Genomic DNA, 12,552 nt, shown 5'->3' on the forward strand with positions numbered 1-12,552 from the left:
GCTGCGGTTTACGAGTTGTTTTTGTGATAAACCCTATAGACCTTGTTCCCGAATATGGCGATGATCACCAGACAGATGAACGAAGGAATAAAGGAGAGTCGCATTTCCGTGACCCCCAAGATGGAAATGTCTTCGTAAGCAGTACCGCCTGCATCCAGGATGTATCCCTGAAGGTAGGGCATAAGCGCACCTCCGACGATAGCCATTACCAAAAATGCCGCCCCGAATTTGGCATCTTCCCCCTGTCCTTCCAAAGCAATCCCGTAAATGGTCGGGAACATTATGGACATGAAAAAAGAGGTGGCGATAAGGGAATAGATCCCAAGCATACCGGGCAGGAAGATGGCTCCTACAACAGTTATCATACCTCCAATGCCGAAGAGCATTAATAACTTTCCCGAATCTATTTTGGCCAGAAGGGCTGTTCCTACACTCCTGCCAATGAGGAAAACCACATAGCCCGCTAAGCCATACCAAACAGCGGTTTTACTGTCAATTCCCAGGGTTTCCGCATACTGGTAAACATAGGTCCAACACATGATCTGCACTCCAACATAAAAGGCCTGGGCGATCACCCCAAAAGCGAATTTGGGTTGCTTCCACAAACGCCTCACAGAGTCCGTAAACTTAACACGGGCCTCCTGATCTTTGTTTTGCGGCATTTTCAATACACTGATCAGAATAAAGAAAACCAAAACCACAAGACCCAGGACCACATAGGGGTTGCGGATCACTTCCAGGTCAGAAGTTCTAATGGCTGCTTTTGCGGATTCGGACAGGCTGTCGTAAATAGAACTGCCGTCTGCGGCCAAATCATCGGATTGTAGTGAGCCAAGGATGAAGTTTTGAGCGATCAGCAGTCCGGTTATGGAACCAACCGGGTTGAACATTTGAGAAAAATTCAAACGCTGTGTCGCAGTCTCCGGAGCGCCCATGGAAAGGATGTAGGGGTTTGAGGTAGTCTCTAAAAAGGCCAGGCCAAAGGTCAGTATATAAAGAGCGGCCAGAAAAAAGCCATAACTTTCTTTTGCTGCAGCCGGAAAGAAAAGCAATGCTCCCAAGGCGTAAAGCGCAAGTCCTAAAAGAATTCCTTTTTTATATGAAAACCGATTGACGAAAAGGGCGGCCGGGATGGCCATGGTAAAATATCCTCCATAAAATGCGAGTTGTACCAGGGACGCTTGTGTATTGCTGAGTTCAAGGACCTTCTGGAAACCCCTTACCATAGGGTTGGTTAAATCATTCGCTAAACCCCAGAGCGCAAAAAGAGAGGTGATCAGAATAAAAGGTATTAATACCGCCTTAGAAACTACTACGGCCTTTTTCGTGTTATCCATTGGGTTGTTTGATTTTGGTATTGGCTTATGCCTGGTTGGTTTTTCTAATGTTTAGGGAAGAATTTATTGTGTGAGCATGGCCCGGTCTAAATGCACATAACCCCCATCCACAAAGATGAACTGCCCGGTAGTATGAGATGATCTTTCCGAAATCGTGAACAGGCATAGATCTGCAATCTCCTGTGGGGTGGTCATTCGTTTTTCCAGAGGGATTTTTTGTATGATGGATTGAAGTTTTTCTTCCCCGTCCTTTATGGATTTGATCCACTCTTCATAGGAAGGGGTCCAGCTTTCCGCAATAATCAGGGCATTTGATCTGATGCCGTATTGGATGAGGTCCACCGCCCATTCTCGGGTAAGCCCCAAAACCCCACCTTTTGCAGCCGCATATCCTGAGGTTCCTCCCTGACCTGTTAAGGCTACCTTAGACCCGGTATTTAGAATATTTCCCCTGGAGCGTTTTAGGGCGGGAAGCGCATATTTCACCACGAGAAAATAGCTGATCAGGTTTAGTTTTAGGGATTCCATAAAATCTTCGTAGGAAGCATCGAGACCGGCGCCGTCGTTAACCCCAACATTATTGATCACCACATCGATCTTGCCGTATTTTTTGATGACGGCATTGACCGCTCGCTCTATTTGATCCTCTTTGGTGAGGTCTGTCTTGCAGAATAAGGCGTCTATTCCCTTGTCCTGTATGGCTTTGACGTATTCCCTGCCACGGTCGCTTAAGTCTAATACAGCAGGGATGGCCCCCTCTTTTACCAGGTTTTGTAAAATGGTCTCTCCTATACTGCCTTTAAGGCCTGCAGCCCCCGTGATCAGTACAACCTTGTCTTTTAGATTCAAATCCATATGCTCCGCGAATTTAGTGCGAGAATTGGTATTTGGCCTGCCAGGTATTTAAAAAAGTGGCCTATGGTAGCCAAATCCCAATCATTGTGTTCTTGCTTTCCAGAAAGGTAACATTTTCCAATGGAAACAGGAGTTTTGATCTTTTCTCCGATATGAGTTTCCAATAACGACTGCAGTACTGGCCATGTTGAACCCCTTATGAAGGCATAGTGTTTAAGAAATAAACCCAATTGTCTGGTGGTTAAATGGGAAAAATGGATATATTTAGTAGCCCGGAACCTGAAAAAACCCGTGTGCATCCTAAAACCCACCAAACGATGGTAACACTTAAGGAACTGGCAACCATTCTGAATCTCTCACCTTCTACCATATCCAAATCGCTCAATGACAGCCCGGAGATTAGCTTTGAAACTAAAAGGAAGGTAAGGAAGCTTGCTAAAAATCATGGTTATATCCCAAACTACTCCGCCCGAAGCCTGAAGTTAAAGCGTACTAAAAATATAGGGGTGGTTATACCAAATATTTTGGATGAGTTTTTTGCCATGGTGCTTCAGGGCATTGAGAAGGAAGCAAACAAGCAGGGTTATAACGTCATGATCTGCATTTCTGACGATTTGACCAAGAAGGAAGAAGGTGGCTTGAATACCTTTACTTCAGGTAGGGTAGACGGCATTCTGATATCCCTGGCCAGCCAGACTCAATTTAACGGAAGCTACGGACATCTAAAAAAGAAGTTAGGTGCCAAAGTTCCCATGGTTTTGTTTGACCGGATCTCCAAGGAGTTGGATTGCGACAAGGTTTCCGTAGACGATTTCAAGGCGGCCTGTATGGCCACGGAGTATCTGGTCCAGACCGGTTGTAAGAATATTGCCTTTTTATCCACTATCTCTAAAACCAGTGTGGGCAGGCAAAGGGAAGAAGGGTATCGTTCCATAATTCGCCTGAGCGGTGAGCAGTTATTCAAGCCACAGGTTATTCGTATCTCGGATTACGATTCCTTCGCGACAACTTTAAAGGAACATCTTAGGGAATACCCTGTAGATGCTATTCTGGCTGCGGATGAAAGATCTGCGGTCTGCGCCATGAACATGGTGCAAAGGCAGGGCTACAGCATACCGGACGATATTTCCTTCATTGGCTTTACAGACGGTTCTATGGGCCGCTATTCTAACCCTCCTTTGACCTCAGTGTCTCAACATGCCGAGGATATGGGAACCATGGCTGTTAGAAGCCTTATAGACCGTTTGGAGGAATTCAATACCGGCAAACCGACACATCAATTAGTACGCACAGAACTTGTGGTTAGGGAATCTACCAGGCCGTTAGTTGACTAGGACAGCTAATTGTGAATTTGAAGAAATCAAGTTTATGTACAAGCTCAAGTTTAAGGGTTAAGTTTTGAGTTTTGAATTTTAAATGGGAATTCTGCTAAAATCGTCCTTAGTGCCTTTAGCGCAGGAGAACGGTTTCCTATTTACCCCTCGACCCCGCTCGGGGGGACAATGCAGATTACCACTAAAGAAAAATTTCAAATCCCGGCTTGGCCACCTCCGCCACAGCCAGATTGCAACTGCTGTTTTTTATGAAGTTTAAATTGGCATACCACGGGATTCAATCTCGTGGTAGCTGTGAATTTGTATGTTATTTCCAGACGCTTTATTAGGGTTTTGTAACGTTGGAAAAATTTTTAAGTCCTTCATGTATAACTTGAAAAAGTAATGGCCATGAAACGACTGCTACTGAAGTTGACTTCGATATTGTTCATTATAGCTAATGTATCATACTCACAAGACCCGAAAAATGATAGGGATTTTGAACTTTTTGAGAAAATAGATCGCTTAATCACTCCAATTTCCAAATCCAATAATTTTAGCGGTAATGTTTTGGTTAAAAGCGGAAAAAGTACAGTAGTTTCAAAATCTTACGGCTATTTTGATCGTGAAAACAAAGTACAAAATACTTCAGATACAAAATTCCTAATTGGATCTATCTCGGCAATGTTTACTTCCGTTGCGATAATGCAGCTTGTAGAAAACCAAAAGATTAATTTGGATGACAAAGTAGCTAAGTTCCTGACTGATATTCCCAATGGTGAAAAGATAACTATTCATCATTTACTTACTGAAAGATCAGGATTGCCCAGGGTTGTTTCAAATGCGGATGGCTCATACGCAAGATTAACTCAAACACCTCACACATTAGACCAATTGGTGGAGTATATCGGAAAGTTAGAGCCAATAGCCGAACCAGGCATGAAATACAGGCATTCTGGGTCTTCTTTTATCCTGTTGGCAAAAATTATTGAAATGCAATCCGGAAACTCTTATGGAGAGTATCTTCAAAGTAACATTTTCAATCCTTTAGAAATGACTAATACGGGTCATTACGGGTTTAAAGTGGATTATCAAGATATTCCTAATCTTGCGAATGGATATGAACCAGAAGGTGTTGACGGCTTGAAAATTGCAGAGAAAATCCATTGGTCAACAAAAATTGGACACGCGTCTATCTACTCAACGGTAAATGATTTGTATAAGTTTGGACAGGCCATTATTCATAACAGGTTGTTGTCTGTAGACTCTTGGAAAACAATCACATCTTCGTATTATGATACATCTTTGGGATATGGCATATCAGCAAATCGTAGAGATGGGCGATTACGTTATTATCGCAGTGGAAGCACACCAGGATTTTCCAGCTATTTTCTAGTTTATCCGGAAGAAGATTTGTCCATAATAATGCTGTCAAATATTAAGATACATATTCCTTACTTCAATGTTCCCAAAATTGCAGCGATCGTATTTGGAGAGCAATATGAACAATTAAATTTAGTGAACCCCACAGCAGTAGGATATGATTTAGCTCAAAAATTGAAAGGGGTTTATCAATTTGACGAAAATTTCTATAATCCTAATGGTACTGTTTCCATTAGTTATGAGAATGACATGTTACTTTCTGATGGAGCTCCTTTGATACCAGCGGTTCAAGAAGATGGAAAAATTGCAAAATTCATTAATAGGCAATTTTGGTCCAGGTTAGAGTTTGTTAGGGATAGTATTGGAAATTTTTCAAAACTAAAATTTGACAAATTTGTTGGAGTAAAAAAGTGAACTCTATTGGGAAGAGGTATTAATATCTAACCTTATCATAGATTCCTGCCAACGACTCCCAGTTTGCCACAAATTTGCAATAGCTGGTTTAGTATTTGGAAAATTAAAAAGAAAACCACAGATTTTACCCTCGCAGCAGTAAGGGCAAAACTTTAAGTTAAACTCTCCAAGACTTTAAGTTCATCTTTTTGAAAAGTGTTGAGTAATAGGTTTTAATACTAAGTTTTCCAGTAAATTTAACTTAACACTTAACACTTAACACCCAAAACTTAAAACTGCGTTAAGCTTTAAGCTAATATTTGATTTAGTTTTTTTCAATGATTAGCGCAGGTATACTTAATGAACTAAAAGTGTCATTATAGCCCCTCATCTCGGTGTTTATAATAGCATCTCGTTCGTCTTTATACACTTGCCAATCTTTCATTAGATCCTTGAAGCGCTCTTTAGCGCCTTGGGTTAGTTTTGGGTCTGCCTGATCTATATATCCCTTGAGTTGTATTAGCTGTGCATTGAGCTTGTTGTTGAAATTTATGACATCCTGAAAGGTTTTTTGCTTCGCTTGTATGAGGTTCTCCTGCCAGCTATTAATGCGCTTTGTTAAAGCCTCTCCCTTTTCTATAAGTGTCTTGGCATTATCGTCATCTTTTAAAAGTTTGGCATAAGCCTCCAGTTGTGTTTTGGCAGAGCGCATTTGGATAACGGATTCATGCATCTCTTTAATGGTGTTTTCAATAGTCACAAGCATCTGCTGTTGTTCCGCAAAATCCTGAGCTGTTGCCTGAATTGCAGGATTAGGAAGAATGGTAGCTTCCGTTTCCACACTCTCCCCATCCAGGGTTAATCTTAGGGTGTAGTTGCCTGGCGCCACACCGGACCCGGAAAGTCCTCCAAAAACGAAAACCTTGTTAATAGGAGGTAATTCCTCTCTTTTAAAGTCCCATGTGAACCTGTTGTACCCTTTCTTTGAGGGTAAAACCTGAGGTTTCGCCGGTCCTCCTGGCCAGGATTTAAAGTCTTTCGGCTTTTTATTCGTATAGGTTCTTATCACTTTGCCACCTTCTAAAATGTCCAGCTTTAAATCCAAGGAGTCCGAATCCTTATTAAGGTAATAATCGAAGGTCACTCCGCTTTTGGGATTTTGACCTTGACCAATAGCTTTGGAAGTGCCGCCAAAAATGCGATAGCTGTCTTTTGGCTTGAATATCTGAAGCGAATTATCAGGGAGGGTCATATTTTGTAGTACGCCCAGGTCGTCTAAGATCCAGAATCCACGACCGGATGTTGCAGCTACCAGATCATTATCTTGTATTATTAGGTCGTTAATGGCCACTACTGGTAAATTCAAAGTTAAACGTTGCCAATGTGCGCCATCATCATTAGAGACATACAGTCCTGTTTCCGTTCCTGCATATAACAATCCTTTTTGCTTTTTATCTGCCCTAACGACTCTCGTAAACCCATGCGGATCATCGAGCCCATTTACAATTTTAGTCCATGTTTGCCCGTAGTCCGTTGTTTTAAAAACATAGGAATTGAGGTCTAAGGATTTGTATCGCATAATGACCACATAAGCAGTTGCGGCATCTTGTTCGGAGATGTCAATACTGTTTATAATACCATCCGAAATACCCTCTGGGGTAATATTCTCCCAATTTGCGCCTCCATCTTTGGTAATGTGTAAAAGGCCATCATCACTACCTGCATAGAGCACACCTTCCTGGTGTTGGGATTCTACTAAAGCCGAGAGCGTATTGTAGTTTTCTCCTCCGGCTGCTTCATTAGTATAGGGACCTCCACCAGGACCGTGTTTTTCTTCTTCGTTCTTTGTAAGGTCCGGACTTATGGTAGTCCAGCTTGTTCCACCATCAGTGGTTTTAAAAACAACATTCCCTGCATGATAAATCGTTTTTCTATCATGAGGTGAAGTAATGATAGGCGCATTCCAATTGTAACGATATTTAGAGTCTTTCGGAGCAATGCTTAATCCCAGTTCCGGGTATTCCTTGATTGATTTTTGAGCCCTGGAGGCTTTTGTCCATTTACTGATATTACCCTGGTATGTTCCACCATAAACCGTTTCCGGATTATCCGGATCAAAGGCGATAAAAGCGCTTTCCCCTCCGGCTACGGAATACCAATCCTTCCAATCTATGCCCTGATCATTTGTACGGCTGGCAATGGCTATGGCTGAGTTGTCTTGTTGGCCGCCATAAACATTATAGGGCACCAGATTGTCGGTAATAACGCGATAGAATTGGGATGTGGCTTGATTTTTTTGTGTGCTCCAACTCTTGCCACCATTAAATGAAATATTGGCGCCCCCGTCGTTGGAGTTAATGAGATTGGTATTGTCATGTGGATTGATCCACAAATGATGATTATCTCCGTGCGGAACGGGAATATTGGTAAAGCTCTTACCTCCATCAACTGATTTCATCACGGGAGCGTTTAAAACGTATACCACATTCTCATTTTGCGGATCGGCAAAGACCTCCATATAATACCAGGAACGCGCGATGTTTATACGATTACTATTGACCTGTTTCCATTTTTTTCCGGCATCATCAGACCGATAGACACCTCCTTTTTCACCTTCTGCTTCGATAACTGCAAATACCCTTTCCGGGTTTGCCCTGGATACGGAAATACCTGATTTACCAAACTCTTCTGGCAAACCCTCTTTCATCTTATCCCAGCTATCACCGCCATCTGTGGATTTATACAATCCTGATTGTTCCCCTCCGGATTCTATGATCCAGGGATAACGCCGATGCTGCCACATTGCAGCGTATAAAATGCGTGGATTGGTCATATCCATAGATAAAGAGGATGCCCCTGTGCTTGTATTCACATACAGTAACTGTTCCCAATTTTTACCGCCATCAGTAGTTCTGTAAATGCCTCTTTCCTTTGTGGGTGCGTATTGAGCACCTTGTGCAGCCACATAGATGATGTCAGGGTTTGTTGGATGAATAATAACATCCGATATATGACGAGTGAACTCCAACCCCATATGTTCCCATGTTTTTCCAGCGTCGGTAGATTTGTAAACACCATCGCCCATAGAGGTCATAACCCCACGAGCGGCATGTTCTCCCATTCCAACCACCACTACATTGACATCGCTTTCAGACACTGCAATGGCCCCGACCGATCCGGTTTTAAAGAATTTATCTGAAACATTTTTCCAGCTAATGCCATCGTCCGTAGTTTTAAAGACCCCACCACCTGTAGAACCAAAATAGTAGGTGTGGGGTTGTCCTATAACTCCGGTGCAGGCAACACTTCTGCCACCTCTATACGGACCAATATTTCGCCATTTTAAACCGTGAAATAAGCTATCGGTAAGTTTTACAACCGGCTCTGTGCTTTGCTTTTTTCTTCTTTGGGCATGATGCGTTACAGGTATTAAAAGCATGCAAATGATTAGCAGTATTAGCTTTTTCATATAGTTGTTATTGGTTTGAGAATTGTGTGAAGATAGGGAAAATTTAAAGTTCAAGTTTAAGATCAGGTTCAAGTTAAAGAGGCTAAGATTTGAGGTTTGAGTTTTGATTTGGGAGTTGGCTCACGTTCATTATCAACACCAAAGGTTAAGGAGCAATGTTTACTTCCGATAGCTATCGGCACTGCCTACTGTTCAGTGCTTATTGCTTACTCACCATAGGGGCTCCAAGCCCCTCCCCGAAGTTAAGTTAGTCGTTAGTACTGCATCTAAAAAGCAGAAAAGGAAGAAGATCCATTAATTAGTGGTAACTGCTAACTGCCGACTGTTTACTGATCACAGGGGTTCTAAACCCCTCCCCAAAGTTAAGTTAGTCGTTAGCACTGCATTTAGAAAGCAGGAAAAGGAAGAAGATCCATTAATTAGTGGTAACTGCTAACTGCCGACTGTTTACTGTTTACTGATTACTGTTTACTGTAACCACCATTCCCACCGGTTGGCAAGTACAGCTGTCAGTTTTAGCAAGCTTAAATGGACAAGCTGCAATATCCGATCTCGCGGCATAGTCGGGTCCACTTAATGGTTCTAGGCTCTATCGCCTGTTTTAGCATGTGTTCTTAACTAATAGCGAAATTAATTAGTCAAAAATGCTCCTGCTGCCCAAGCCTCGAATGATGGAAGTTCGATATTAAGTAGTTTTCTAATTTTGTCAGTATCCGGGTTGAGTAAGGCTGCTCCTTCGGTGTCCTGCCATATGTAGAATTCTGCATAGTCTTGCGCAATTTCAGAGCCCATTATGGGTGTTAGAATTCCTTCTAGTTGTTTATGGGAAACAGCAGAATAAATGAGCTCCTTCTTCAACACTTTTCCCAGGCGTTCTGCCAATTCCTTTCCGTTGATTCCTTCATTTCCACCAATTGGATAGACTTTTCCTGTTAGGTTAGTCGTATTAAGCGCGGCATGGACGTATAAAGACAGATCATTCCAGGAAAGATAATTCACTGCATGGATTGACGGTATTGTTTGAGGAATTACGCCCTGTTTTAAGATTGGCTCTCTGTAGGCGGTTGAAAAGTTTTCCAGGTATTCGGTTGCGCTTAAGATAGGTGAATCGGGTAATTTTTCTAGAGACATTTCCTTAATTCTTAGACGTGCATTAACACTCTCTTTGTTTGTCAGCTTTGTAGGTATGGTGCTACTTATAACCACAATGGTCTTTGGATACCCTGCCTGGACAATCGCATCCATCGCGTTTTCCGCAATTTCAATCATTAAAGATGGTTTTACCGCCGCTGGTATTTGCAACACTACTTTGTTCGCTTTATGAAGTTCCGGGACCAAAGATCTGATTGAAAAATCTGTTAGGAAGGCATCGATATTTCTGCCCTTCAATAACTGTATGTTTTTTTCGGAACGCACAGGTGCTATAATTTGTACTTTGTTCACCAGTAGTCTATTTGCTATTGAAGAACCTTGACATCCTGTGGCATTAAATAAAACTATTTTCTCCATGGTAATTATGAATTTCTGAGTGATTCGAAATTAGGTATATTTGGTATCCAAAGTATAACAGTATCTCTTTGTATACCGGTTACTTTAAGGATACTTAATTGCTTAATTCATGGACGAAAAAAGTGAAATATCCAAAAAGTTATTGCCAATTATGGACACCATGGAATTGCTTAGTGGCAGGTGGAAGATTATTATTATGACAACCCTATATCTTGGCGGCAGAATGAGGTTTAACGAGATCAAACGAAGTATTCCAAGAATTACGGGCAGGGTTTTATCAAAAGATTTAAAATTTTTGGAACAACATGATATTGTGTCCAGAACGGTGAAGGATACTTCACCAATTACAGTGGAATACGAACTTACAGAGTACGGACGGACGTTGGATCCAGTTTTTAAGGAACTGACGCATTGGGGAATCAAACACAGAAAAAAGATTATTGGGCTAGGTTAGTTCAATTTTTACTAATGCCCTCTTTCCCTCTGGTTTGTAGTTACTGTATTCGATATTTATTGTTTGTTATATCCTAACTGCTTATAGAGTTCTTCGGATTGCTTCAAATAACGATTCTTTTCAGTCTCTTTAAACCAGGCCCGGGAAACTTGTTCGTTATTGTAGAGCCTACTGTCTTTCCATTCCGAAATTCCAGGAATTCTGGTGCGGGTCCAGTCTTCGTTTATAAAACTGATGGCCTTAATGTTTTTGCTGTAAGCGAAAGAAAAGAGGTTGACAAACCAGTCATCCCAAACATCAGCGCTTTCCTTATCGATACCTTTTATAGGGTTAGACTCAGCGATCATAACCGGTTTCTTGTGTTCTTTAGCGAACTTCAGCACATTATCACAATCAGGACCAAAGTCTGTACCAGCATATGCATGCCCGAAGACAGATATAGCTACCCAGTCCACATATTCATCACCGGGGTACCACGCAGATAGCGGATAATCCTTATAAGGTTTAGAGGCATAGGAATGCCAAACGAAGGCTATGTTGTCCACTCCTTTTTTTCGTATGACATCAACAATATTTCTATATGCCTTGACATATTCCTCCGGATCAAGTTCGTTGTGGGGGCCATCAAATTCGTAGCCAATTCTTAAGTAGATAGGTCTTTTAGCCGATTTAGCCCAGTTACTATATTTCTTTATAACACGGTCGTAATCTCCATTGGCCGCGAATTTCGCGATATTCCATTTTCCGACCATCCACATAGCGCTTTGGATGACAGTATTGGGAAACTTATCTATCAACATTTGGTGGTTTTGAGAAGTGCCGGATTCGTTTTTATGAGTCTCTGTAACCCCTTTAAATTCAGAAATTGCCCAATAGGCTGCCCAACCTCCTGGGATGGGTTGATTCGGGAAGTTATCCATATATTCTGTAATGCCCTCAACAGTTTGCCCCATGATCAGCAGTGTTTTATCCTCTGGAGGCACAAACTTTGTTTGTTCATATTCATATATAAACTCAGGATCTATGGCTGTATGGATCCTGGATACCATCTCATCGGTGATCTGATCTGTGGTCAGCTTGTTATTATCCTGTCCGCTTAGTTCAACGCAAGTTGAGATCAAAAACAACAGTGTAAGTGTTAAGTGATAGATGCTGAGTTGTGGATTACCTCTATTAATGAATATCATTCTCGTGGTGGTCGGCTTTTTCTTGATATGAAGTGCCATTTAATAAGGGATGTTTCTTGGTTATAGTTATTGGTCTCGTTTTGAATAGTTGTATAATTTTTAAACTGCGCATATTTCATAAGATGGAAAACATCTGCTCGACATTAAAGATAGTCGATTGTGAAATTTTCAATTCATAAAAGGGAAGAAATCTCAATTGTAATCTTCCGTTGATAATATAATTGACGACTGTTTACGGTTCACTGATTACTGTTTACTCATCACCCTCTTATTCCTCCACAGCACAAGCAAGCTTGACTGTTTTGCAATAAAAAAGCCACCAACTTTCGTTGATGGCTTGCCTTGGTAGCGGGGACTGGACTCGAACCAGCGACCTTCGGGTTATGAGCCCGACGAGCTACCTACTGCTCTACCCCGCGATGTATGTTTTTCAGTCTATTAAGACCGTGTTCTTTGTTTCTTTTTTCAGGATGAGTAGGTACCCTGTCCTGAGCCTGCCGAAGGGTGCTGCTCTACCCCGCGATGTATGTTTTTCAGTCTATCAAGACCGTGTTCTTTGTTTCTTTTTTCAGGATGAGTAGGTACCCTGTCCTGAGCCTGCCGAAGGGTGCTGCTCTACCCCGCGATGTATGTTTTGCAGCCTATTAAGACC

8 protein-coding genes and 1 tRNA gene are annotated in these 12,552 nt (G+C 41.9%); 3 read left to right on the forward strand and 6 right to left on the reverse strand.

From position 1 onward, the window contains the following. Positions 1–8 precede the first annotated feature (8 nt). Entirely contained in the window at positions 9–1,337 is a 1,329-nt protein-coding gene (gene fucP / locus GTQ38_RS12735; protein WP_161435903.1) for an L-fucose:H+ symporter permease, read from the reverse strand. Positions 1,338–1,400: 63 nt separating this feature from the next. Further along, complete coding sequence (locus GTQ38_RS12740; protein ID WP_161435904.1) at positions 1,401–2,192, reverse strand: SDR family oxidoreductase; 792 nt, start codon at positions 2,190–2,192, stop codon at positions 1,401–1,403. A 254-nt stretch (positions 2,193–2,446) separates the two neighbouring features. On the opposite strand from GTQ38_RS12740, the gene GTQ38_RS12745 reads away from it, so the two are divergent. Beyond that, positions 2,447–3,526, forward strand: coding sequence for a LacI family DNA-binding transcriptional regulator (locus GTQ38_RS12745; protein ID WP_161435905.1), 1,080 nt, complete (start codon positions 2,447–2,449; stop codon positions 3,524–3,526). 390 nt (positions 3,527–3,916) lie between these two features. Continuing rightward, positions 3,917–5,302: a serine hydrolase domain-containing protein gene (locus GTQ38_RS12750; RefSeq protein ID WP_161435906.1), complete on the forward strand. Its 1,386-nt coding sequence runs from the start codon at positions 3,917–3,919 to the stop codon at positions 5,300–5,302. Between the two features lie 304 nt (positions 5,303–5,606). On the opposite strand, the gene GTQ38_RS12755 is transcribed toward GTQ38_RS12750, so the two are convergent. Next, complete coding sequence (locus GTQ38_RS12755) at positions 5,607–8,750, reverse strand: VPS10 domain-containing protein (protein ID WP_161435907.1); 3,144 nt, start codon at positions 8,748–8,750, stop codon at positions 5,607–5,609. Positions 8,751–9,380: 630 nt separating this feature from the next. Continuing rightward, complete coding sequence (locus GTQ38_RS12760; protein ID WP_161435908.1) at positions 9,381–10,259, reverse strand: NmrA family NAD(P)-binding protein; 879 nt, start codon at positions 10,257–10,259, stop codon at positions 9,381–9,383. Between the two features lie 109 nt (positions 10,260–10,368). On the opposite strand from GTQ38_RS12760, the gene GTQ38_RS12765 reads away from it, so the two are divergent. Continuing rightward, positions 10,369–10,713 carry a winged helix-turn-helix transcriptional regulator gene (locus tag GTQ38_RS12765; RefSeq protein WP_161435909.1) on the forward strand — a complete coding sequence of 115 codons (345 nt, stop codon included), beginning with the start codon at positions 10,369–10,371 and terminating at the stop codon, positions 10,711–10,713. 56 nt (positions 10,714–10,769) lie between these two features. Here GTQ38_RS12765 and GTQ38_RS12770 read toward each other — a convergent pair whose 3' ends face one another. Both GTQ38_RS12770 and GTQ38_RS12775 read right to left on the reverse strand, forming a co-directional pair. Then, positions 10,770–11,939 carry a glycoside hydrolase family 26 protein gene (locus GTQ38_RS12770; protein ID WP_161435910.1) on the reverse strand — a complete coding sequence of 390 codons (1,170 nt, stop codon included), beginning with the start codon at positions 11,937–11,939 and terminating at the stop codon, positions 10,770–10,772. A 304-nt stretch (positions 11,940–12,243) separates the two neighbouring features. Continuing rightward, positions 12,244–12,319, reverse strand: a tRNA-Met gene (locus GTQ38_RS12775). Positions 12,320–12,552 lie beyond the last annotated feature (233 nt).

The sequence above is a fragment of the Poritiphilus flavus genome, assembly GCF_009901585.1.
GTDB lineage: Bacteria > Bacteroidota > Bacteroidia > Flavobacteriales > Flavobacteriaceae > Poritiphilus > Poritiphilus flavus.

Bases quoted from the DNA above. Each gene is read 5' to 3' on its own strand.
- GTQ38_RS12760 (WP_161435908.1), bottom strand. From the start codon at position 10,259: ATGGAGAAAATAGTTTTATTTAATGCCACAGGATGTCAAGGTTCTTCA.
- fucP (WP_161435903.1), bottom strand. From the start codon at position 1,337: ATGGATAACACGAAAAAGGCCGTAGTAGTTTCTAAGGCGGTATTAATA.
- GTQ38_RS12745 (WP_161435905.1), top strand. From the start codon at position 2,447: ATGGATATATTTAGTAGCCCGGAACCTGAAAAAACCCGTGTGCATCCT.
- GTQ38_RS12750 (WP_161435906.1), top strand. From the start codon at position 3,917: ATGAAACGACTGCTACTGAAGTTGACTTCGATATTGTTCATTATAGCT.
- GTQ38_RS12770 (WP_161435910.1), bottom strand. From the start codon at position 11,939: ATGGCACTTCATATCAAGAAAAAGCCGACCACCACGAGAATGATATTC.
- GTQ38_RS12765 (WP_161435909.1), top strand. From the start codon at position 10,369: ATGGACGAAAAAAGTGAAATATCCAAAAAGTTATTGCCAATTATGGAC.
- GTQ38_RS12755 (WP_161435907.1), bottom strand. From the start codon at position 8,750: ATGAAAAAGCTAATACTGCTAATCATTTGCATGCTTTTAATACCTGTA.
- GTQ38_RS12740 (WP_161435904.1), bottom strand. From the start codon at position 2,192: ATGGATTTGAATCTAAAAGACAAGGTTGTACTGATCACGGGGGCTGCA.